The organism is Streptomyces sp. NPDC107546 (genome assembly GCF_055639175.1).
This window is the reverse complement of record NZ_JBVKBA010000006.1, coordinates 302,394-323,584: the sequence shown is the minus strand read 5'-3', so window position 1 is coordinate 323,584 and position 21,191 is coordinate 302,394. Positions and strand designations below refer to the sequence as shown.

The window sequence follows — 21,191 nt, the reverse complement described above, 5'->3', positions numbered from 1 at the left end:
GAGCCGCCGCGCTCCGCGACAGGGGCGGCGGTTCACCCATCTCCCGGCAATCCCTAATCGGCGAGGACGAGTTGTGCCCCGAGCCAGAGAAGCGCGCAGTGCAGCGGGACGCAGGCAGACCATCCTCGTGCCTGCCGCGGGCCGTAGCGGACCACTTGGACCCACCCGACGATCGTCAGCAGAGCTGCAAGGCCCCACAGCATCCACGCCACCACGAGCCACGGTGTCGAAAGATCTGTGAAGACCCGCATCAGGGCGACCGGAATCAAAACGATCAGGGGCATGCCCCAGGTTCCCTCAGTGACCTTGGGTTCGACGTCCTGGCCCTGGTCGTTTTCCATCGTCAGTCCCTTCGAGTGTCAATTCCCTTCGGGTCAAAAGCGCCGACACGGCGCCGAGATCCACAGGCGTCGTGGCAACGCGGTGAAGCCCGTCCGGGCCGCCCGTACAGGCGGCCGGACGGGCAGGCGACTCAGTGGTTGAAGTGCCACCAGATGTCGTAGAGCGACAGACCGGGCGAGATCGCCTTGATGGCGTACTTGATGTACCACGGCCGGTCGTCGACCCACCGCTTGAAGTCGTCGTACTTGCCCGCCACAGCCCTGGCGAAGCCGCCGATCCTCTTGAGGGCGCGCATGATCTGGCCCCAGTTGGGGGCCTTCAATCCGACCATGCCATCGCCCGGCTTGGTCTCGGCCGCCTGCTTGAAGGCGGCCAGTTCCTCACTGCTGAAGTTCGCCATGAAGGCCTGGACCTCGGGGTCCTTGCTGTCCAGCAGGGCCTTCAGCGACTCCGCTGCCCCGACCTCCTGGGCGGACGCGGCTGCGGCCTTCGGCAACTCCTGGGCAGTGGCCATCGGAGCTGCGGCGGCAAGGCCGATGGCGGCCAGCACGCTCACGGCGGCAACGCGCATACGTATGGGTTTCACGTAGACTTCCCCTTGCAGTACCAAGGGGGAAGAGGGCGTGCGGGGACGCCGGTAGGCGTCCAAACTTAACGGCTCCCCCAAATGCTTCTCTTCCCCCGCATTTGCACCCGATCAGCAGTTGGTCAGACGCTGATCGGTCGAAAGTGCACTTTAGCAGCGAAGATCACTTCGGACATGGGCGTACCGCGTGGTCATGATCACGCACCGCTGAGGGAACCTGTCCGCTGAAAATCCGTCCCTGTTCGCGGCGGACTCGCGACGTTCTGTTCTGCCGCGCGGAACCGAGGAGTCCCGAGGAAACCACGTCGGCCGCGACCACGGCCGAGGCGCTGCGAGCGTTCCGACGGCGGGAGTGGGAACCGCCCCGGCACCTACGCCTCCGGCTGTGCCACCTTCACCTTGCCCCGCCCCACCTGCGTCCGCACCGCCCCCATGCTCGCCGCGATGACCAGCGCGATTGCGACCGTCTGGGTCGCGGTCAGGGACTGGCCGAGGATCAGGAAGCCCGCCGTCGCCGCGAGGGCCGGTTCCAGGCTCATCAGGATCGCGAAGGTGGAGGCGGGCAGGCGGCGCAGGGCGAGGAGTTCCAGGGTGTAGGGCAGGACCGAGGAGAGCATCGCCACGGCCGCGCCGAGTCCGATCGTCACCGGTACCAGCAGCCTCGTGCCGGACTCGGCGATGCCCAGCGGCACGAACAGCACCGCCGCGACCGCCATCGCAAGCGCCAGGCCGTCGGCCTGCGGGAAGCGTCGTCCGGTACGGGCACTGAAGACTATGTACGCCGCCCACATGGCGCCCGCCGACAGTGCGAAGGCGACGCCCGCCGGGTCCAGGTCGCCGAAGCCTCCGCCGCCCAGCAGGAACACGCCGGCCAGGGCGAGGGCCGCCCAGACCACGTTCACCGCGCGGCGTGAGGCGAGGACGGAGAGGGCGAGGGGGCCGAGGACCTCCAGGGTGACGGCGGGGCCGAGCGGGATGCGGGCGACGGCCTGGTAGAAGAGGCCGTTCATCGCGGCCATCGTGATGCCGAAGACGACGACCGTGCCCCAGTCGGCGCGCGAGTGCCCGCGCAGCCGGGGCCGGCAGACCAGGAGCAGCACGATCGCGGCCACCACCAGGCGCAGGGTGACGACCCCGAGCGCACCGGCCCGCGGCATGAGGCTCACCGCGAGCGCGCCACCGAACTGGACCGAGACGCCTCCGGTGAGCACCAGGCCGACGGGCCCGAGGGAACCCCGCAGCCGAGGACCGCCGGGCGCCACGGGAGCGGTCGAGGCGGGAGTCGGCGCCGAAGAGACGGCGGAGGCTGCGGTGCTGGGCGTGTTCACGGGGCCTTCCAGGTGCTGGGCGGAGGTCGTGCAGCTTGGTGTACCTGGAAGTCCAGGGTAATGGACTTCGTCATGTGTGTGAAGCCGTTATGCGCCTGTACCCCCGGTCGCGGAGCGGAGTCAGCCCCCGTGCCAGGGCCGCTCGTCACCGGAAGAGCGGGCGGCCGTCCGGGAGTTGGTGCGGTACGGCTCCGGGAGCCTGGCCGGGGAACCCGTACGGGTCGGGCGTCGGCCGGCCGGCCTGCTGCCCCGCCGGGGCCCCGGCCGCGTACTCCGCCGGAACCGGAACCGCTGCGGGCACCGGCGCCGGCTCCGGGAACAGCGGCACCGCAATACGGCAAGGAACTGCAAACGGGGGCTGTGAAAACCTTGGGAATTGCTGGCAGCCGGTCGCGGAACCTGAGTGTCGCTTGTCCCCGGCGTCCCTGTCTGTGAGCCCCCTGAGCGTGAGCGATCCATGCAAGCACGCTTGCTTGTTTCTCCGCCCGCTGCCATGCTCCCCACGCACACCGTCGTGCCCCGAGGGGAGCGCATCGTGTCCGACGCATCGTCCGTGATCGACGACCTGGGCCGGGAGAGCGAGGAACTCGACCGACTGGTGGCCGAGTCGGGGGAAGGCGGCTGGGCGCTGGACACCCCCGCCGAGGGCTGGACCATCGCCCACCAGATCGCGCACCTCGCATGGACCGACCGCGCCGCCCTGCTGGCCGTCACGGACCCGGAGGCCTTCGCGACGGAGGTCGAGAAGGCCCTCGCGTCGCCCGGCGCCTGGGTCGACGAGGCCGCACGCGAGGAAGCCGGGCGCCCGCCCGCCGAACTGCTCGCCCGGTGGCGCGAGGGCCGCGCCGCGCTCGACCGGGCCCTGCGCCAGGCACCGCCCGGCGCCCGTTTCCCCTGGTACGGGCCGCCCATGTCGACCGCCTCGATGGCCACCGCCCGCCTGATGGAGACCTGGGCCCACGGCCTGGACGTGGCGGACGCGCTCGGTGTGGCACCCGCGCCCACGGCCCGGCTCCGGCACGTCGCCCGGCTCGGATTCCGCACCCGCGACTTCTCCTACGCGGTCCAGGGACTGCCCGCGCCCGCCGACCCGTTCCGCGTCGAACTCCTCGCGCCGTCCGGCGACCTGTGGACGTACGGCCCCGAAGACGCCCCACAGCGCGTCACCGGACCCGCCCTCGACTTCTGCCTCCTGGTCACCCAGCGCGCCCACCGCGCCGACCTCGCACTGCGCGCCGAGGGCCCGGACGCCGACCACTGGCTCGACATCGCACAGGCCTTCGCGGGCCCACCGGGCAGCGGACGCCCGCCGAAGGGAGCCGCCCGGTGACGACCCTGCGTCCCCTGCGCATAGGCAACGCCTCCGGCTTCTACGGCGACCGTTTCGACGCCCTGCGCGAGATGCTCACCGGCGGCCCCCTCGACGTCGTCACCGGCGACTACCTCGCCGAGCTGACCATGCTGATCCTCGGCCGTGACCGCCTGAAGAACCCCGGCGGCGGCTACGCGCGCACGTTCCTCGGCCAGTTGGAGGAGTGCCTCGGCCTCGCCCACGAGCGGGGCGTGCGGATCGTGGCCAACGCGGGTGGGCTCGACCCGGCCGGACTCGCCGACGCGGTACGTGAGTTGGCGGGACGCCTCGGCATCGCCGTCCGGGTGGCGCACGTCGAGGGCGACGACCTCACCGCGTCCAACCCCGGCGCCCTCACCGCCCACGCCTATCTCGGCGGGCACGGGATCGCCGCGTGTCTGCGCGAGGGCGCCGACGTCGTGGTCACCGGGCGCGTGACGGACGCGGCGCTGGTCACCGGACCGGCCGTCGCCCACTTCGGGTGGGGGCCCGAGGAGTACGACCGGCTGGCGGGAGCGGTGGTCGCCGGGCACGTCCTGGAGTGCGGGGCACAGGCCACCGGCGGCAACTACGCCTTCTTCGCCGAGCATCCCCCCGAGCGGCTGCACCGGCCCGGCTTCCCGCTCGCCGAACTCCACGAGGACGGCAGCAGCGTCATCACCAAGCACGACGGCACCGGCGGCGTCGTGGACGTCGGCACGGTCACCGCACAGCTGCTGTACGAGACGGCCGGCGCCCGGTACGCGGGCCCCGACGTCACCGCTCGGCTGGACACCGTCCGGCTCACCCAGGAGGGGCCGGACCGGGTGCGGATCGAGGGCGTGCGCGGGGAGGCACCACCGCCCACCCTGAAGGTCGGCCTCAGCAGGCTCGGCGGCTTCCGCAACGAGGTCGCCTTCGTGCTGACCGGGCTCGACATCGAGGCCAAGGCCGCGCTCGTGAGGGCCCAGATGGAGGCGGCCCTGGACGCGGCCGAGTCGCGCCCGAGAGAGGTGCGCTGGGAGCTGGCCCGCACCGATCGCCCGGACGCGCCCACCGAGGAGACCGCGAGTGCCCTGCTGCGGCTCGTGGTGCGGGACTCCGCCGAGGACGCCGTGGGTCGTGCGCTCACCGGCGCCGCCGTCGAACTGGCGCTCGCCAGCTACCCCGGCTTCCATGTGGTCGCCCCACCGGGGAAGGGGCAGCCGTATGGGGTCTTCGAGGCGGCCACCCTCGACCGCGGTGCCGTAGCCCATGTGGCGGTCCTCCACGACGGCCGTCGCATCCCCGTGCCGCCGGCCAGCCACACCCGCGCACTCGACGACGTACCGGAACCGCCCCTGCCCGAGGCACTGCCCCCGGGACCCACCCGTCGCGCGCCCCTCGGTCTCGTCGCCGGCGCCCGCAGCGGCGACAAGGGCGGCGACGCCAACGTCGGCGTCTGGGTCCGCACCGACGAAGCCTGGCGGTGGCTCGCCCACACCCTCACCGTCGACCGCTTCCGCGCACTGCTCCCGGAGACGGCCGGCCTGACCGTCCAACGCCATGTCCTGCCCGATCTGCGCGCCCTGAACTTCGTCGTCGAGGGCGTCCTCGGCGAGGGCGTCGCCGCGCGGCACCGCTTCGACCCGCAGGCCAAGGGCCTCGGCGAATGGCTGCGCGCCCGCCACCTGGAGATACCGGAGGCCCTGCTGTGACCGTCCTGTCGTCGGCGCTGGACCCCCGCAGCCCCGACCACCTCGCCCACCGCGACGCCATGCTCGCCAAGCTCGCCGAGCTGGACGCCGAGCACGCCAAGGCGCTCGCGGGCGGCGGTGAGAAGTACGTCGCCCGCCACCGCGCACGCGGCAAGCTGCTCGCCCGCGAACGCATCGAACTCCTCCTCGACCCCGACACACCCTTCCTGGAGCTGTCCCCGCTGGCCGCCTGGGGCAGCGACTACACGGTCGGCGCCTCCCTCGTCGCCGGCATCGGGGTGGTGGAGGGCGTCGAGTGCCTGATCACCGCCAACGACCCCACCGTGCGGGGCGGCGCCAGCAACCCGTGGAGCCTGAAGAAGGCCCTGCGGGCCAACGACATCGCGCTCGCCAACCGGCTGCCGTGCATCAGCCTCGTGGAGTCGGGGGGCGCCGACCTGCCGTCCCAGAAGGAGATCTTCATCCCCGGGGGCGCCATCTTCCGGGACCTGACCCGCCTGTCCGCCGCCGGCATCCCGACCCTCGCGGTCGTCTTCGGCAACTCCACGGCCGGGGGCGCGTACATCCCCGGCATGTCCGACCACGTGATCATGGTCAAGGAGCGCGCCAAGGTGTTCCTCGGCGGGCCGCCGCTGGTGAAGATGGCCACCGGCGAGGAGAGCGACGACGAGTCCCTGGGCGGCGCCGAGATGCACGCGCGCGTGTCGGGCCTCGCCGACTACTACGCGGTCGACGAGCAGGACGCGATCCGGCAGGCCCGTCGCGTGATCACCCGCCTGAACCACCGCAAGGCGTACGCCGACCCGGGACCGGCGCAGCCGCCCAAGTACGACGCGGAGGAACTCCTCGGGATCGTGCCCGGCGACCTGAAGGTGCCCTTCGACCCGCGCGAGGTCATCGCCCGCATCGTCGACGGCTCCGACTTCGACGAGTTCAAACCGCTGTACGGGACCAGTCTGTGCACCGGGTGGGCCGCCCTGCACGGCTACCCGGTCGGCATCCTGGCGAACGCCCAGGGGGTGCTGTTCAGCGCGGAGTCCCAGAAGGCGGCCCAGTTCATCCAGCTCGCCAACCAGCGCGACATCCCGCTCCTCTTCCTGCACAACACCACCGGCTACATGGTCGGCAAGGAGTACGAGCAGGGCGGCATCATCAAGCACGGCGCGATGATGATCAATGCCGTCAGCAATTCGACGGTGCCGCACCTGTCGGTGCTGATGGGCGCCTCGTACGGGGCCGGGCACTACGGCATGTGCGGACGGGCCTACGACCCGCGCTTCCTGTTCGCCTGGCCCAGCGCCAAGTCGGCGGTCATGGGCCCCCAGCAGCTCGCGGGCGTCCTGTCGATCGTCGCCCGGCAGTCGGCGGCGGCCAAGGGGCAGCCGTACGACGAGGACGCCGACGCCGCCCTGCGCGCCATGGTGGAGCAGCAGATCGAGTCCGAGTCCCTGCCGATGTTCCTTTCCGGGCGGCTGTACGACGACGGCGTCATCGACCCGCGCGACACCCGAACCGTCCTCGGCCTGTGCCTGTCCGCGATCCACACCGCGCCCTACCAGGGCGCGCGTGGCGGGTTCGGCGTCTTCCGGATGTGAGGCCCCCTATGCCCCCTATGCCCCCTACGCCCCCGATGCTTTCGATGCCCGTGATTACTTCCGTTCTGGTGGCGAACCGCGGCGAGATCGCCTGCCGTATCGCCCGCACCTGCCGTGACCTGGGCATCCGCACGGTCGCCGTGCACTCGGACGCCGACGAGGACGCCCTCCACGCGCGCGTGGCCGACGCGGCCGTACGCCTCCCCGGCGCGGCACCCGCCGACACCTATCTGCGCGGCGACCTGATCGTCAAGGCCGCCCTCGCGTCCGGCGCCGACGCCGTGCACCCCGGCTACGGCTTCCTCTCCGAGAACGCCGACTTCGCTCGTGCCGTGCGCGACGCCGGCCTGGTGTGGATCGGGCCGCCCCCGGAGGCGATCGAGGCGATGGCGTCCAAGACGCGCGCTAAGAAACTGATGGGCCTGGAGCCGCTCACCTCCGTGACGGATGCCGACCTCCCGGTCCTGGTGAAGGCGGCGGCGGGCGGCGGCGGACGCGGCATGCGGATCGTACGGCGACTGGCCGACCTGGACGCCGAACTGACGGCCGCCCGTGCCGAGGCACGCGGCGCCTTCGGTGACGACGAGGTGTTCATCGAGCCGTACGTCGAGGGCGGACGCCACGTCGAGGTGCAGATCCTCGCCGACACCCATGGCACGGTGTGGGCGCTCGGCACCCGGGACTGCTCCCTCCAGCGCCGCCACCAGAAGGTGATCGAGGAGGCCCCCGCACCCGGACTGACCCCCGAACTCGACGAATCCCTGCGCTCGATGGCCGTACGGGCCGCCCGAGCCGTCGACTACGTGGGCGCGGGCACGGTCGAGTTCCTGGTCGCGGGGGACAAGGCGCACTTCCTGGAGATGAACACCCGCCTCCAGGTGGAACACCCGGTCACCGAGGCGGTGTTCGGGATCGACCTGGTGGCCCTGCAGATCCGGGTGGCGGAGGGCGCGGCACTGGACGACGAGCCGCCACGCGCGCGGGGGCACGCGATCGAGGCCCGCCTCTACGCCGAGGATCCCTCCCGGGACTGGGCCCCGCAGACCGGCACCCTGCACCGACTCGCCGTACCGGGCGTACGCCTCGACACGGGATACACGGACGGTGACACCATCGGCGTCCACTACGACCCCATGCTCGCCAAGGCCGTCGCCCACGCCCCCACCCGGGCGGAGGCGATCCGGAAGCTGGCGGGGGCCCTGGAGCGCGCCGAGATCCACGGCCCGGTGACGAACCGCGACCTTCTGGTCCGCTCCCTGCGCCACGAGGAGTTCACGGCGACCCGGATGGACACCGGCTTCTACGACCGCCACCTCGCCGTCCTCACCGAGTCCGGCCCCGACCCGTACGCCCCCCTGGCCGCCGCCCTCGCGGACGCCCACGGCCGCTCACGGTTCGGCGGCTGGCGGAACCTGCCGTCGCAGCCGCAGACCAAGCGGTACCTCATGGCGGGCGAGGAGCACGAGGTCCACTACCGGCACACGCGCGGGGGTCCGGAGGCCGATGGGGTGCGCGTGGTGCACGCGGACACGCACCTGGTGATCCTCGAAGTGGACGGCGTACGACGGAAGTTCCCGGTGGCCCGCTACGGCGACGACGTGTACGCCGGCTCGACGGCCCTGACGGCCCTGCCCCGCTTCCGCGAACCCACGGCCGACCACGCCCCGGGTTCCCTGCTGGCCCCGATGCCCGGGACGGTCGTACGGGTCGCGGAGGGGCTGACGGCCGGGGCGACGGTACAGGCCGGGCAGCCCCTGCTCTGGCTGGAGGCGATGAAGATGGAACACAAGATCACGGCCCCGGCCACGGGAACGGTCACGGCCCTGCACGCCGGCCCCGGCCAACAGGTGGAGGTCGGGGCACTGCTGGCAGTGGTTCAAACCGCCGAGTAAGGGAGCGCCCCTTCAGGGGCGCGGGGCTGTATCGATATGCGGCTACCGCCGCATGAGCGCGATCAACCACGACGAACCCGCACCCGGGAGACGACAATGAGCCCCGTCATCGAATCCGAAGAACAAAAAGCCCTCCGTACAGCGGTAGCCACCCTCGGCACCCGCCACGGCCGCACCCACAACCCCACAGAACTCTGGTCAGAGGCAGCCAAGCTCGGCTACCTCGGCGTCAACCTCCCCGAGGAGTACGGAGGCGGAGGCGGCGGCATCATAGAACTGTCCATCGTCCTCGAAGAGCTCGGCGCAGCCGGCTGTCCCCTGCTCATGCTGGTCGTCTCACCGGCCATCTGCGGCACGGTGATATCCCGCTTCGGCACCGAGGAACAGAAACAGACCTGGCTCCCCGCAATCGCCGAAGGCACCGGCATAATGGCCTTCGGCATCACCGAACCCGACGCCGGCTCCAACTCCCACCGCATCACCACCACCGCACGCCGCGACGGCGACGACTGGATCCTGAACGGCCGCAAGGTGTTCATCTCCGGCGTCGACATCGCGGACGCGACCCTCATCGTCGGTCGCACCGAGGACGCGCGCACCGGCAAGCTCAAGCCCTGCCTGTTCATCGTCCCCCGCGACACACCCGGCTTCGAGCGGCGGCAGATCGACATGGAACTCACCGGCCGGGAGAAGCAGTTCGAGCTGACCCTGGACGACGTACGACTGCCCGCCGACGCCCTCGTCGGCGACGAGGACGCCGGGCTCCTCCAGCTCTTCGCCGGTCTCAACCCCGAACGCATCATGACGGCGGCCTTCGCGATCGGCCTCGGTCGCTACGCCGTCTCCCGTGCCGTGCAGTACGCGCGCGACCGTACCGTCTGGCAGCAGCCCATCGGCGCCCACCAGGCGATCGCGCACCCCCTGGCGCAGGCGCACATCGACCTCGAACTGGCCCGCCTGATGATGCAGAAGGCCGCCTTCCTCTACGACTCCGGGGACGACACGGCCGCCGGTGAGGCCGCCAACATGGCCAAGTACGCGGCCGGGGAGGCCTGTGTGAAGGCCGTCGACCAGGCCGTGCACACCCTCGGCGGCAACGGCCTCACCCGGGAGTTCGGGCTCGCCTCCCTCATCACGGTCGCGCGCGTGTCTCGTATCGCACCGGTGAGCCGGGAGATGATTCTCAACTACGTCTCCCACCAGTCCCTGGGCCTGCCCAAGTCGTACTGACAACCGGCGCGCCGGCGCGAGGAGGAACAGTGTTCCGCAGCGAGTACGCAGACGTCCCGCCCGTCGAACTCCCCATCCACGACGCCGTGCTGGGGCCGGCCGCCGAGTTCGGCGAGCTGCCCGCCCTGATCGACGGCACGGACGGCACCACCCTCACGTACGAACAACTGGACCGTTTCCACCGGCGGATCGCGGCCGCGCTCGCCGAGGCGGGTGTGCGCAAGGGCGACGTGCTCGCGCTGCACAGCCCGAACACGATCGCCTTCCCCCTCGCCTTCTACGCGGCCACGCGCGCCGGTGCCTGCGTCACCACCGTGCACCCGCAGGCCACTGCCGAGGAGTTCGCCAAGCAGATACGGGACTCCGCGGCCCGCTGGATCATCACCGTCTCACCGCTCCTTCAGACGGCCCGCCGCGCCGCCGAACTCTCGGGCGGCGTCCAGGAGATCCTCGTCTGCGACAGCGCGCCCGGCCACCGGTCGCTGATCGACATGCTGGCCTCCGCCGCGCCGGAGCCCCACGTCGTCATCGACCCGGTGCGGGACATCGCCACGCTCCCGTACTCCTCCGGGACGACCGGCATCCCCAAAGGCGTCATGCTCACCCACCGTCAGATCGCCACCAACCTCGCCCAGATCCGGCCCCTCATCGGCACGGGACCCGGCGAGCGCATCCTCGCCGTACTGCCCTTCTTCCACATCTACGGCATGACGGCCCTCATGAACGCACCCCTGCGGCAGGGCGCCACCGTCGTCGTACTGCCCCGCTTCGACCTGGACACCTTCCTCGCGGCCATCCAGAACCACCGCATCACCGGCCTGTACGTGGCCCCGCCGATCGTGCTCGCCCTCGCCAAGCACCCGGTCGTCGCCCAGTACGACCTGTCGTCCTTGAAGTACATCATCAGCGCCGCGGCACCCCTGGACGCCGAGCTCGCCGTGGCCTGCGCCCAGCGCCTCGGCCTGCCGCCCATAGGCCAGGGATACGGCATGACGGAACTGTCCCCGTGCACCCACGTCGTCCCCCTCGACGCCCACGACGCGCCCCCCGGCACCGTCGGCAAACTGGTCGCCGGAACCGAGATGCGCATCCTGTCCCTCGACGACCCCGACAAGGACCTCGGCGTCGGCCAGGCCGGCGAGATCGCCATCCGCGGCCCCCAGGTGATGAAGGGCTACCTGGGACGGCCCGAGGCCACCGACGCGATGATCGACCGCGACGGCTGGCTGCACACCGGAGACGTCGGGTACGTCGACGCCGACGGCTGGCTGTTCGTCGTCGACCGTGTGAAGGAACTCATCAAGTACAAGGGCTTCCAGGTGGCCCCCGCCGAACTCGAAGCCCTCCTCCTCACCCACCCCGGGATCGCCGACGCCGCCGTCATCGGCGTCTACAACGACGACCACAACGAGGTCCCCCACGCCTTCGTCGTCCGCCGGGCGGGCGCCGACGACCTCTCCGAGGGCGAGGTCATGATGTACGTCGCCGAACGCGTCGCCCCCTACAAACGCGTCCGCAACGTCACCTTCATCGACGGCGTGCCCCGCGCCGCCTCCGGGAAGATCCTGCGCCGGCAGCTCAGGGAGCGGATATGACCGACCTCGTCCGCACCGCCCACGACCGCGGCATCACCACCCTCACCCTCGACTCGCCCGCCAACCGCAACGCCCTGTCGGCCGCACTCGTCGGCGGCCTGACCGACGCGCTCACCGCCTGCGGAAAGGACCCCGACGTCCGCGCCGTCGTCCTCACCCACACCGGCAGCACCTTCTGCGCGGGCGCCGACCTGCGCGACCCACCGCCCCCCGACGCCCTGGTCGCACTGCTGCGGCAGATCATCGAGCTCCCCAAACCCGTCGTCGCCCGGGTGACCGGACACGTACGCGCGGGCGGCCTCGGCCTGCTCGGCGCCTGCGACATCGCCGCCGCGTCCACCGCCGCGACCTTCGCCTTCACCGAGGTACGCATCGGGGTCGCCCCCGCCGTGATCTCCCTGCCCCTGCTGCCGCGCACCGACCCCCGCGCCCTCGCCCGCCACTACCTCACCGGCGAGCGCTTCGACGCCCCCGAAGCCGTGCGCACCGGCCTGCTCACCGCCACCGGCGACGACATCGACCAAGTGCTCGAACCCGTGCTCGACGGACTGCGGCGGGCCGCACCCCAGGCCCTGGCGGAGACCAAACGCATCCTCACCGCTACTGTGCTGCAGACCTTCGACCGGGACGCGGCCGACCTGACCGCGCTCTCGGCCCGGCTGTTCTCCTCCCCGCAGGCCCGCGAGGGAATGACGGCCTTCCTGGAGCGACGGGACCCCTCATGGGTGGTGTGAACACAGTCGAACGCGAGCGCGTGCCCAAGCAGGACCGCAGCCGGGCCACCCGGCAACGGCTCCTCCAGGCCGCCGTGGCCTGCCTCGCCGACCACGGCTGGGCCGGCTCCACCGTCCTGGTCGTCGCCGAACGCGCCGGCGTCTCGAGGGGCGCCGCCCAGCACCACTTCCCGACCCGGGAGGACCTGTTCACGGCGGCCGTCGAGTACGTCGCCGAGGAGCGCTCCACCGCACTGAGGGCCCTGTTCCCGCACGGGGCGGCCGACCGGCGCGCGGTGGTCGCGGCCCTCGTCGACCTCTACACCGGGCCGCTGTTCCGCGCCGCCCTGCACCTGTGGGTCGCCGCCTCCAACGAGGAGCAGCTGCGCCCCCGCGTGACCGAACTGGAGGCCCGCGTCGGGCGCGAGACCCACCGCATCGCCGTCGACCTGCTCCGCGCCGACGAGAGGAGTCCGGGCGTCCGCGAAACGGTCCAGGGCCTGCTGGACATGGCCCGCGGCCTGGGCCTCGCCAACCTCCTCACCGACGACGCCGCCCGCCGCGAACGAGTGGTGACGCAGTGGGCGGCACTGCTGGAGGAGGCGCTGGGCTGAGGACAGCCCAGCGCTCCCTTGCCGTCAGTGCGGTCGTCAGTGCGCGATGTCCGCGTACCCCTCGATCTCCTGCGGACTGCGCGGCCCGGGACCCACATAGCGGGCCGACGGACGCACCAGGCGGCCCGTGCGCTTCTGCTCCAGGATGTGCGCCGACCAGCCGGCCGTACGGGCACACGTGAACATCGACGTGAACATGTGCGCCGGTACCTCGGCGAAGTCCAGCACGATCGCCGCCCAGAACTCCACGTTCGTGGCGAGCACCCGGTCGGGACGGCGATTGTGCAGCTCCTCCAGAGCCGCCTTCTCCAACGCCTCCGCGATCTCGAAGCGCGGCGCGCCCAGCTCACGGGCGGTGCGCCGCAGCACGCGCGCCCTCGGGTCCTCCGCCCGGTACACCCGGTGGCCGAAGCCCATCAGCCGCTCACCCCGGTCCAGGGCGCCCTTCACATACGCCTCCGCGTCACCGGTGCGCTCGATCTCCTCGATCATGCCGAGCACTCGGGAGGGCGCACCGCCGTGCAGCGGCCCCGACATGGCACCCACGGCACCCGACAGCGCTGCGGCCACGTCCGCGCCCGTGGAGGCGATCACGCGCGCGGTGAAGGTGGAGGCGTTCATCCCGTGCTCGGCTGCCGACGTCCAGTAGGCGTCGACGGCCGCGACGTGCTTCGGGTCCGGCTCGCCCCGCCAGCGGATCATGAACCGCTCCACGATGGACTGCGCCTTGTCGATGTCCCGCTGCGGCACCATCGGCAGCCCCTGGCCGCGCGCCGACTGGGCGACGTACGACAGCGCCATGACCGCGGCCCGGGCCAGGTCGTCGCGGGCCTGCTCCACGTCGATGTCCAGCAGCGGTTTCAGGCCCCACACCGGGGCGAGCATGGCCAGCGCGGACTGCACGTCCACCCGGATGTCACCGGAGTGCACCGGGATCGGGAACGGCTCGGCGGGCGGCAGCCCGGGGTTGAAGGCGCCGTCCACGAGCAGCCCCCACACGTTCCCGAACGAGACATGGCCGACCAGGTCCTCGATGTCGACGCCGCGGTACCGCAGGGCACCGCCCTCCTTGTCCGGCTCGGCGATCTCCGTCTCGAACGCGACGACTCCCTCGAGCCCGGGTACGAAATCGGACATCAGGCGGCTCCTCGTGATGTGTACGGCGGGAAGGGGTGCGCCGCCCCGGCTCCACGGTCTGTAGCGGTCGTTCTCGAAAACTCGCGGTCCGAAACGGTCACCCCGGTTGATGCCCCGATCGGTCGGCGGTCACCCAACCCGAACGGCATCTGCACGATATCCCCGAGTGCCACCTTTGGGGAGACCAAGCGGCACTCAGTGCCACACAGTGATGAACCGCACTCCCACCGTGCCCACTGTTCACAAGCCGCCGAGGGCCCCCGGGCCCGTACGGCAAGATGACGGCGTGACCGACCGCTACCCGGACGAACCCGCAGCCCAGCACCCCGTTCACCCCGCCGCCAAATCCACGACGGACCCGGTTATCGAACCCATCGTCGAACACGCGGCCGAAGGCCCCGCCGAGGACCTGTCCGCCAACCCCGCAGAGATGCGAGCCCACTACCGCGCCGAAGGCCTCGACGAGTCCACGCTCGCCCCCCACCCCATGGACCAGTTCGCCCGCTGGTTCAAACAGGCAGCCCAAGCCGCCATCGCCGGAATGATCTACGAACCGAACGCGATGATCGTCTCCACCGCCGACGCCGAAGGGCGCCCCAGCTCCCGCACCGTCCTGATGAAGCAGTACGACGAACAGGGCTTCGTCTTCTACACCAACTACGACTCCCGCAAGGCCCAGGACCTCGCCACCAACCCCTACGTCTCCCTGCTCTTCCCCTGGCACCCCATGGCCCGCCAGGTGATCGTCACCGGCACCGCCCGCCGCACCGGCCGCGACGAAACCGCCGCCTACTTCCGCACCCGCCCCCACGGCTCCCAGCTCGGCGCCTGGGCCAGCACCCAGTCCTCGATCATCTACTCCCGCGCCGAACTCGACGCCACCTACCAGGAACTCACCACCCGCTATCCCGGGGGCACCCAGGTCCCGGTCCCCCCGCACTGGGGCGGCTTCCGCATCGCACCCTCGACGGTCGAGTTCTGGCAGGGTCGCGAAAACCGCCTCCACGACCGCCTCCGCTACGTCGCGGAACCGGACGGCACCTGGCGGGTGGAACGCCTCAGCCCCTGACCCCCGGCGCCCGAAAACGCAGACGACCCGCGAGCTCAGGTCCTCCGCCAGAAGACGAAAGAGCCGGCCGGACGTACCGGCGAGCCCGCGGGCCGGGTGACTGCGTTGGATTGGCCGGCTGCGCGTATCTCACACGCGCTGGTCCGGCGCCGAACTGAGTACGACGGCGAGCCGCTAGCCCGCAGTCACCTCACGCGTCCGGTTGTCATACATCTGCCGAACCACCTCCCTTCCGTGTACCTCACACCCTAAGAAGCGGTTGGAACGCAATCAATCGGTTTTTCGAGATATTGACGGCGCGGCTTCTGGCCGGATGCCGTAGCCGTACCCGTCGCCGCGCTGCAGGAGCCGCAGGTTCCAGTGGGAGACGTTGATCCGCCCGGCCGGCGTGGTGAGGCTGTGCTGCCCTCGGGCGCGTCGCCGTTCTCGTGGTCGAGGCGTCCGACGCACAGCGCGTCCAGGGTGTGCGTCTTGGGCAGGGCCGTGGCGGCTCGGTTCCCCTTCGTACGGTGGCCCGACCGGGGGTGAACCGGCCTGCCGAGTGCGGTGAGCGCCTCGGTGAGCCGGCAGAGGGTCGTATTCATGGCAGCGGCGTCGCGAAGCGGTGGTCTGGCCCGGGCGAGGATCTGCGCCAGTCGGTCGGGCCTGTGGGTCAGGAAGACGTCGACGGGCAGGTTGCCTTTGGCCTTGTCGCAGGGCACGCAGGCCAGGACGAGGTTCGAGATGCGGTCCGAGCCTCCTCGGCTTCGGGGCCGGACATGGTCGATGTTCAGGGGCACGCCCGTGGCACCGCAGTAGGCGCAGGCGCAGCGCCACATCTCGTGGAGGTAGGCGCGCGCGTCGGTCCCGGCGAGCGTGCCCTGCTGGTATTGGGTCCCCGTGAGTTGTCGGCCCACGCTCATGGAGTGGGTGTCGAAGGCGGCGTGCTCGACATGGATCTCGGTGACCGGTGCGTCCCGGCACAGGCGGCTTGCCCAGGAAACGGTGGTGTCGACGCGGTGGCGTAGTGACGGGGGGAGCCATCCGGTCGTGTCCGCCTCGGCTGGACTCTCGTTGAGGTCGGCCTGCGGCTGGCCGCCGGGCCCAAGACGGCCGCCGCTGTCCTCTGACCCTGTTGTCGAACTCCCGCGCCGCTCACGGAGACAGCACGTCGGCCAGGAACGGCTCGATCGCGGCTCGCCATGCCTCCGGCTGGGCGTGGTGGAGGAAGTGGTCGGCGTCGGGGACCTCCGCGTACTGGCCGTGGGGGAGGACGCGGACCATCTCCTGGGCCTCCGCGCGGCCCAGTTCGCCGTCCAGGCCGCGGACGACCAGGGTGGGGCAGCGCACCTGTGCCAGTTCCTCCCAGTGTGCGTCGTACACCCAGCTCTCGCGGGACCTCAGCATGTGCTCGGGTTCGAAGACGGGGCGCCAGCCGTCCGGGGACTCGGTCATCACCTCGACGTAGAACTCGCCGCGGGCGGGGTTCGGCCGCTCGACCCAGGGGTCGTCCTCACCGAACCACTTGCGTACGTCGGCGAGTGTGGCGAAGGGGAGGGGCCAGGACTTGAACCAGTTCTCCCATTCGCGCTGGGAGGCGGCGCCGAGTGCGGAGGCCCGCATGTCGCAGATGACCAGGGCGCGTACCAGGTCGGGGCGTTTGGCGGCGAGCTGCCAGGCGGTCAGGGCGCCCATCGCGTGGCCGACGAGGACGGCCGGGGCGAGGCCGAGTTGTTCGAGGGCGGCTTCGGCGTCGTCGATGTAGGCCTCACGGGTGTAGCCGTCGGCGGGCTTGTCGCTCTGGCCGTGGCCGCGCTGGTCGAGGGCGACGGCGCGGTGCCGTTCGGCGAGCAGGCGGGCGGTGGGCGCCCAGTGCGAGGCGCGGCCCATGAGCCCGTGCAGTAACAGCACGCCCGGCGTCTGCTCGCCGTCGCCGGTCTTGGGCGGGTCGGCGAACTCCCATGCGGCGAGGCGTACGCCGCCCGCTCCGGTCACGTCGATGCGACGCATCGTCCTGGCACCCCCCTGCTCGGCCGGGACCGCTCGCTTCCGCGTCGGGCGGTCGGTCCGCGCGCTTGTCGTACGGGTCGTACTTTCGCTGTCGTGCTGCTTCTGCTGGTGTCGGCGGTCACTGCCGGCGCCGGTGTCGCCGCCGGGCGGTGGTGCCTGTGCTCACTGTGTGAAGGACGCGTCATTGGTACAGCGCCCGGCCCGGCGAGATCGTCACCGCCCCACGCTATCGAATGGCTATTCGAAAGCGCCGTTTTCAGCGGCAATACCCCACCTTCGAGTGACCTCCCCCGAGGATTGGCCGCCGTCTGCGCGGGGAGATCTTCTGCGGGAGGCGGACCGCTCGGGGAAAACCGGTCCGAGGGGGCGACCCTGAGAGCTCGGGGCTCCGGGTCGAAACAGGGGAGGACAGGCCCCGGCGCCGATAGGTGCCGGGGCCCTCCCCAGGTCCGGGGTCGCGTCCGGGGCACATCCTCCCTCCCTTTCCCGGCCGTTGACATCGCTGTCATCTCCGGCCAAGAGCCCTCAGGTCATATGCCTCATGCGACAGCCTCGCATGCGAACGGTCCGAGCGCTGCGATTCCGCTCACTGAATCTTGATTGCAGTACGATCGCGGAATCATCACAACAGCCCCAGGAATCGCAGGAGTTGTGAGGCCGGGCGGGATGAGGAGGAGCGTAGGGGGACGGAGAGGGCCAAGAGGGGCGGAGAGGGTCAAGAAGGACGGAGAGGGTCAAGAGGTCATGCCGGGCCCCGGCGCCTGTGTCAGGGCTTGGCCACGAAGACGTGGGACGCGATGTCCGCCTGGAGCTCCGCCGCCTCGCCGCCGCTGCCGACCAGGACACCGCCCGCCGACTCCGTCACGCTGACCACCGAGCCGGGCTGCACGCCCGCCCGCCGCAGCGTGTACATCAGCTGCGCGTCCGTCTGGATGGGCTCGCCGATACGGCGTACGACGACCGTCTTGCCGTCCGTGCCCGGGTCCAGGTCGGCCAGCGAGACCATGCCCTCGTCCAGGAAGGGGTCCGCCATCTCCTTCTCGCCGAGCTCCTCCAGGCCCGGGATCGGGTTTCCGTACGGCGACTCGGTGGGGTGGCGCAGCAGCTCCAGGACGCGGCGCTCGACCGCCTCGCTCATCACGTGCTCCCAGCGACACGCCTCGGCGTGCACCTGCTCCCACTCCAGCCCGATCACGTCGACCAGGAGGCACTCGGCGAGGCGGTGCTTGCGCATGACGCGGGTGGCCAGGCGGCGGCCCTCGTCCGTGAGCTCCAGGTGACGGTCGGCGGCGACCGACACCAGGCCGTCGCGCTCCATTCGCGCCACCGTCTGGCTGACGGTCGGGCCGCTCTGGTCCAGTCGCTCGGCGATACGGGCGCGCATGGGGACCACGCCTTCCTCCTCGAGCTCGAGGATGGTGCGGAGATACATCTCCGTCGTGTCGATCAGTCCGGACATACGTGCCCCTCGAAGAGATCTGCCGGAGGCTCGACTGCTCACCGGCGTGTGCGCTGGCCCTGGATTCAATTCTGACTCATCCCACCGACAACCGGGGCGCGGCGAGGGGAGCAGGCGGCTACGGGGCGCGTCGGCACGGCACCAGGAGCGCCTTCGGGCGCCGGTTCCAAGGCCCCGGCCGCGCACCTCGGCGCCTGGCGGGCCGTATTGACATCCCACTGGTCCAGACCGCAACGTGATCCGCGACACGGGCCGACTTCGAAGGGGCGTGGCCGATGAGCGCAGGGTCGAGGGGTGGGGAGCCGCAGGGCGGGAGCACACCGGCGGAGCGGTTCTTCGACGCGGCGGTCGGGCTGCTGCGGCGCGTGCGGGACGAGGACGCGGAGGAGATCGCGGCGGCCGGCACGCTGATCGCGGACACCGTGGCCGCGGGCGGCCGGCTGTTCGCCTTCGGTGCCGGGCACTCCTCGCTGGCCGCTCAGGACCTGGTCTACCGCGCCGGCGGGCTGGCCCTGATGAACCTGCTCGCGGTGCCGGGAGTCGTCGGCGTGGACGTCATGCCGGCGACGCTGGGCTCCGCGCTGGAGCGGGTCGACGGCCTGGCGAGCGCGGTCCTCGACACGAGCCCCCTCCGCTCCGGCGACCTCCTGGTGATCATCTCCCTGTCCGGCCGCAACGCGCTGCCCGTGGAGATGGCGATGAACGCCCGCGCGCTCGGCATCAAGGTCATCGGCGTGACGTCGGTGGCGTACGCGGCGGAGACGAAGTCCCGGCACGCCTCCGGCACGTACCTGAAGGTCCACTGCGACCTCGTCCTGGACTCGAAGATCGCGGTGGGGGACGCGGAACTCACCCTGGACACCATCCCGGCGCCCTTCGCACCCGCGTCCACCGTCGTCACCACGGCCCTGCTGCAGGCGGTCATGGCCACGGCGGCCGGGGTCCTCGCGGAGCGCGGCATCGAACCGCCCCTGCTGCGGTCGGGGAACGTCGACGGCGGCCATGAGTGGAACGCCCGGGTTCTGGCGGAGTACGCCGACCGGATCTTCTACCGCCAGGCGTAACCGCGCCCCACGGCCCTACTGCGCGGCCCGCCCCTTCACCACGTCGGACAGGTCCAGCGCCGCGGCGATCCGTACCGCCACGTCCTCCGCGTACACGGCGTCCACCCGCTCGAACCGGCTGCGCCCGGCCCCCCGCAGAAACGTCACCACTCCCAGCGTCCGCCCCCGGCTGCGCAGCACCGCGCACAGTGCGTGCACCGCGTCCGCGGGCCACTGCCGGGCCAGCGCCCACGCGCGCGCCTGCGCCGGGTCGGCGGCGCCCGCGTCGGCCCGTACGGACCCGGAACGCTCCACGCACTGCAGGGCGGGGTGGCCGTCGTCGTACCGCGCCGGCAGTCCCGCCTTCCCGGTGAGCACGCTCGGGCCGGGAGCACCGGACGGCGTCTCGGCGGCCCGCACCAGCCGTACCGGCCCCGCCCCGTCCGTCGTCCAGCCGCCCGCGACCCGGTCGATCAGGGCGTGGTCGGCGAATCCGGCGAGGGCGAAGTCCAGATGGATCGTGGGCGCCTCGCCGGGGTCCTCGCACTCGGCGGCCGCCCGCGCGGCTCGGTGCAGCTGGTTGGAGCGGAAGCGCAGCAGGGCCGCCTCCTGCTCGCTCTGCTTGCTCTCGGTGACGTCCTGGAACAGCCACCCGACCCCGAGCGGGACCGGCTCCTCCGCCAGCGGCGAGGCCAGCCGCAGGAACCCGCTCCGCCAGCACCGCCGCTTCTCGCCGTCCGCGGTCCGCACGCTCACCCAGATCTCGGCGGGCGCCGGCGGCGCCCCCTCGGCGAGCACGTGGGTCAGCGCGCTCTCCAACTCCTCGACGCCCTGTGCGAGCAGGTCCCCGAGGGGCCGTCCCAGCACGGCCGTGCGCCCGATGCCGAGCGCCCGGGCCGCGTGGGCGTTGACGACGGCGGGCCGCAGGTCCGCGTCGACCAGCACGACACCCCAGCTCGCGTCCTCGAACAGGGCCTCGCTGAGCGCGATCGACCGCTCCAGATCGATCTGGGCGTGCACCTCGCTGAACGCGCAGTACACCCCGGCGGGTTTCCCGTCGGGGCCGCGCACCGCCGCGGACTGGGTCCGTACGAGCACCCGCCCACCGTCCTTGGTGAGCAGCGCGAACTCGTGCACCTGTCGCCCGGGGGCCTGCATCGCGGACATCAGCCACGCCTCGACCTCGGCCGCGTCGGCGCTGCGCACGGCCCACCCGGCGAAGCCGCGCCGCCCCACCGCCTCGGCCGCCGACCAGCCGAGAATCCGCTCGGCCTCCCGGTTCCAGTGGGTCACGACCCCGTCCGCGTCGAAGGCGCACAAGGCCGCGTCCATCCCGTCGAGGAGCGCGGCCAGAAGATCCGAACCATCCCGCTCCGGCTCGTCCGGACCCAGCTCGTCCGTGGTCCCCCTCCGCCGGGAAGCACTCACCCGAACCCCCCTGCAGCCTGCGTGTCCGCCCATACGGCACGCTCGTCCGCTCTCTCGCCCACATTCAACTCGACCGTGACCCAGCCCACATCTCCTTCACAGAAGATTGGGGGAAATCCTTGCGCCGTGGGTCGCCGTTCTTTC

Annotated in this window: 17 protein-coding genes and 1 pseudogene; 10 read left to right on the top strand and 8 right to left on the bottom strand. The window is 71.6% G+C overall.

The features are described from left to right. Window positions 1-53 precede the first annotated feature (53 nt). The 3 genes from ACZ7L1_RS11895 to ACZ7L1_RS11885 all read right to left on the bottom strand — a co-directional run bounded on the left by ACZ7L1_RS11895 (window position 54) and on the right by ACZ7L1_RS11885 (window position 2,256). Window positions 54-341: a hypothetical protein gene (locus tag ACZ7L1_RS11895; RefSeq protein ID WP_389000442.1), complete on the bottom strand. Its 288-nt coding sequence runs from the start codon at window positions 339-341 to the stop codon at window positions 54-56. 131 nt (window positions 342-472) lie between these two features. Beyond that, window positions 473-928 carry a thioredoxin domain-containing protein gene (locus ACZ7L1_RS11890; RefSeq protein ID WP_471436337.1) on the bottom strand — a complete coding sequence of 152 codons (456 nt, stop codon included), beginning with the start codon at window positions 926-928 and terminating at the stop codon, window positions 473-475. A gap of 371 nt (window positions 929-1,299) precedes the next feature. After that, window positions 1,300-2,256, bottom strand: a complete 957-nt coding sequence (locus ACZ7L1_RS11885) for an EamA family transporter (protein ID WP_471436335.1) — start codon at window positions 2,254-2,256, stop codon at window positions 1,300-1,302. A 535-nt stretch (window positions 2,257-2,791) separates the two neighbouring features. On the opposite strand from ACZ7L1_RS11885, the gene ACZ7L1_RS11880 reads away from it, so the two are divergent. The 8 genes from ACZ7L1_RS11880 (at window position 2,792) to ACZ7L1_RS11845 (ending at window position 12,922) form a co-directional block, all read left to right on the top strand. Then, window positions 2,792-3,586 (top strand): TIGR03084 family metal-binding protein, encoded by a 795-nt coding sequence (locus ACZ7L1_RS11880; RefSeq protein WP_471436333.1) that lies wholly within the window; start codon window positions 2,792-2,794, stop codon window positions 3,584-3,586. Between the two features lie 5 nt (window positions 3,587-3,591). Continuing rightward, entirely contained in the window at window positions 3,592-5,283 is a 1,692-nt protein-coding gene (locus tag ACZ7L1_RS11875; protein WP_471436414.1) for an acyclic terpene utilization AtuA family protein, read from the top strand. After that, window positions 5,280-6,878: an acyl-CoA carboxylase subunit beta gene (locus ACZ7L1_RS11870; RefSeq protein ID WP_471436331.1), complete on the top strand. Its 1,599-nt coding sequence runs from the start codon at window positions 5,280-5,282 to the stop codon at window positions 6,876-6,878. The genes ACZ7L1_RS11875 and ACZ7L1_RS11870 overlap by 4 nt, the downstream gene beginning before the upstream one ends. Window positions 6,879-6,928: 50 nt before the next feature. Continuing rightward, complete coding sequence (locus ACZ7L1_RS11865; RefSeq protein WP_471436412.1) at window positions 6,929-8,770, top strand: acetyl/propionyl/methylcrotonyl-CoA carboxylase subunit alpha; 1,842 nt, start codon at window positions 6,929-6,931, stop codon at window positions 8,768-8,770. A 96-nt stretch (window positions 8,771-8,866) separates the two neighbouring features. Continuing rightward, window positions 8,867-10,000 carry an acyl-CoA dehydrogenase family protein gene (locus ACZ7L1_RS11860; protein WP_471436330.1) on the top strand — a complete coding sequence of 378 codons (1,134 nt, stop codon included), beginning with the start codon at window positions 8,867-8,869 and terminating at the stop codon, window positions 9,998-10,000. 29 nt (window positions 10,001-10,029) lie between these two features. Beyond that, window positions 10,030-11,595, top strand: coding sequence for a 4-coumarate--CoA ligase family protein (locus ACZ7L1_RS11855; protein ID WP_471436328.1), 1,566 nt, complete (start codon window positions 10,030-10,032; stop codon window positions 11,593-11,595). After that, the gene (locus ACZ7L1_RS11850) at window positions 11,592-12,329 is read left to right on the top strand and encodes an enoyl-CoA hydratase family protein (protein ID WP_471436326.1); all 738 of its coding nucleotides are present in this window, start codon (window positions 11,592-11,594) and stop codon (window positions 12,327-12,329) included. Before ACZ7L1_RS11855 ends, ACZ7L1_RS11850 begins: the two co-directional genes overlap by 4 nt. After that, window positions 12,317-12,922: a TetR/AcrR family transcriptional regulator gene (locus ACZ7L1_RS11845; RefSeq protein ID WP_471436324.1), complete on the top strand. Its 606-nt coding sequence runs from the start codon at window positions 12,317-12,319 to the stop codon at window positions 12,920-12,922. Before ACZ7L1_RS11850 ends, ACZ7L1_RS11845 begins: the two co-directional genes overlap by 13 nt. 36 nt (window positions 12,923-12,958) lie before the next feature. Here the strand turns inward: ACZ7L1_RS11845 and ACZ7L1_RS11840 are convergent, their stop codons facing one another. After that, window positions 12,959-14,059 carry a citrate synthase 2 gene (locus ACZ7L1_RS11840; protein ID WP_388571752.1) on the bottom strand — a complete coding sequence of 367 codons (1,101 nt, stop codon included), beginning with the start codon at window positions 14,057-14,059 and terminating at the stop codon, window positions 12,959-12,961. A gap of 430 nt (window positions 14,060-14,489) precedes the next feature. Between ACZ7L1_RS11840 and pdxH the strand changes: the two genes are divergently transcribed. Next, window positions 14,490-15,128 carry a pyridoxamine 5'-phosphate oxidase gene (gene pdxH / locus ACZ7L1_RS11835; protein WP_471436410.1) on the top strand — a complete coding sequence of 213 codons (639 nt, stop codon included), beginning with the start codon at window positions 14,490-14,492 and terminating at the stop codon, window positions 15,126-15,128. A gap of 248 nt (window positions 15,129-15,376) precedes the next feature. Here the strand turns inward: pdxH and iscB are convergent. The 3 genes and pseudogenes from iscB to ACZ7L1_RS11820 form a co-directional block, all read right to left on the bottom strand. Beyond that, a pseudogene (gene iscB / locus ACZ7L1_RS11830) lies at window positions 15,377-16,096 on the bottom strand (RNA-guided endonuclease IscB); the annotation flags it as partial. 166 nt (window positions 16,097-16,262) lie between these two features. Next, a complete protein-coding gene (locus ACZ7L1_RS11825) occupies window positions 16,263-17,117 on the bottom strand; it encodes an alpha/beta fold hydrolase (RefSeq protein WP_471436322.1) in 855 nt (284 codons plus the stop codon). A gap of 766 nt (window positions 17,118-17,883) precedes the next feature. After that, a complete protein-coding gene (locus ACZ7L1_RS11820; protein ID WP_103837795.1) occupies window positions 17,884-18,576 on the bottom strand; it encodes a metal-dependent transcriptional regulator in 693 nt (230 codons plus the stop codon). A gap of 275 nt (window positions 18,577-18,851) precedes the next feature. Here ACZ7L1_RS11820 and ACZ7L1_RS11815 point away from each other — a divergent pair, with 275 nt between their 5' ends. Then, window positions 18,852-19,640 (top strand): SIS domain-containing protein, encoded by a 789-nt coding sequence (locus ACZ7L1_RS11815; RefSeq protein WP_471436320.1) that lies wholly within the window; start codon window positions 18,852-18,854, stop codon window positions 19,638-19,640. A gap of 15 nt (window positions 19,641-19,655) precedes the next feature. Here the strand turns inward: ACZ7L1_RS11815 and ACZ7L1_RS11810 are convergent, their stop codons facing one another. Continuing rightward, window positions 19,656-21,047: a PAS domain-containing protein gene (locus ACZ7L1_RS11810; RefSeq protein ID WP_471436319.1), complete on the bottom strand. Its 1,392-nt coding sequence runs from the start codon at window positions 21,045-21,047 to the stop codon at window positions 19,656-19,658. Between the last annotated feature and the right edge of the window lie 144 nt (window positions 21,048-21,191).

Bases quoted from the DNA above. Each gene is read 5' to 3' on its own strand.
- ACZ7L1_RS11895 (WP_389000442.1), bottom strand. From the start codon at position 341: ATGGAAAACGACCAGGGCCAGGACGTCGAACCCAAGGTCACTGAGGGA.
- ACZ7L1_RS11860 (WP_471436330.1), top strand. From the start codon at position 8,867: ATGAGCCCCGTCATCGAATCCGAAGAACAAAAAGCCCTCCGTACAGCG.
- ACZ7L1_RS11850 (WP_471436326.1), top strand. From the start codon at position 11,592: ATGACCGACCTCGTCCGCACCGCCCACGACCGCGGCATCACCACCCTC.
- ACZ7L1_RS11845 (WP_471436324.1), top strand. From the start codon at position 12,317: ATGGGTGGTGTGAACACAGTCGAACGCGAGCGCGTGCCCAAGCAGGAC.
- ACZ7L1_RS11840 (WP_388571752.1), bottom strand. From the start codon at position 14,059: ATGTCCGATTTCGTACCCGGGCTCGAGGGAGTCGTCGCGTTCGAGACG.
- pdxH (WP_471436410.1), top strand. From the start codon at position 14,490: ATGCGAGCCCACTACCGCGCCGAAGGCCTCGACGAGTCCACGCTCGCC.
- ACZ7L1_RS11825 (WP_471436322.1), bottom strand. From the start codon at position 17,117: ATGCGTCGCATCGACGTGACCGGAGCGGGCGGCGTACGCCTCGCCGCA.
- ACZ7L1_RS11820 (WP_103837795.1), bottom strand. From the start codon at position 18,576: ATGTCCGGACTGATCGACACGACGGAGATGTATCTCCGCACCATCCTC.
- ACZ7L1_RS11815 (WP_471436320.1), top strand. From the start codon at position 18,852: ATGAGCGCAGGGTCGAGGGGTGGGGAGCCGCAGGGCGGGAGCACACCG.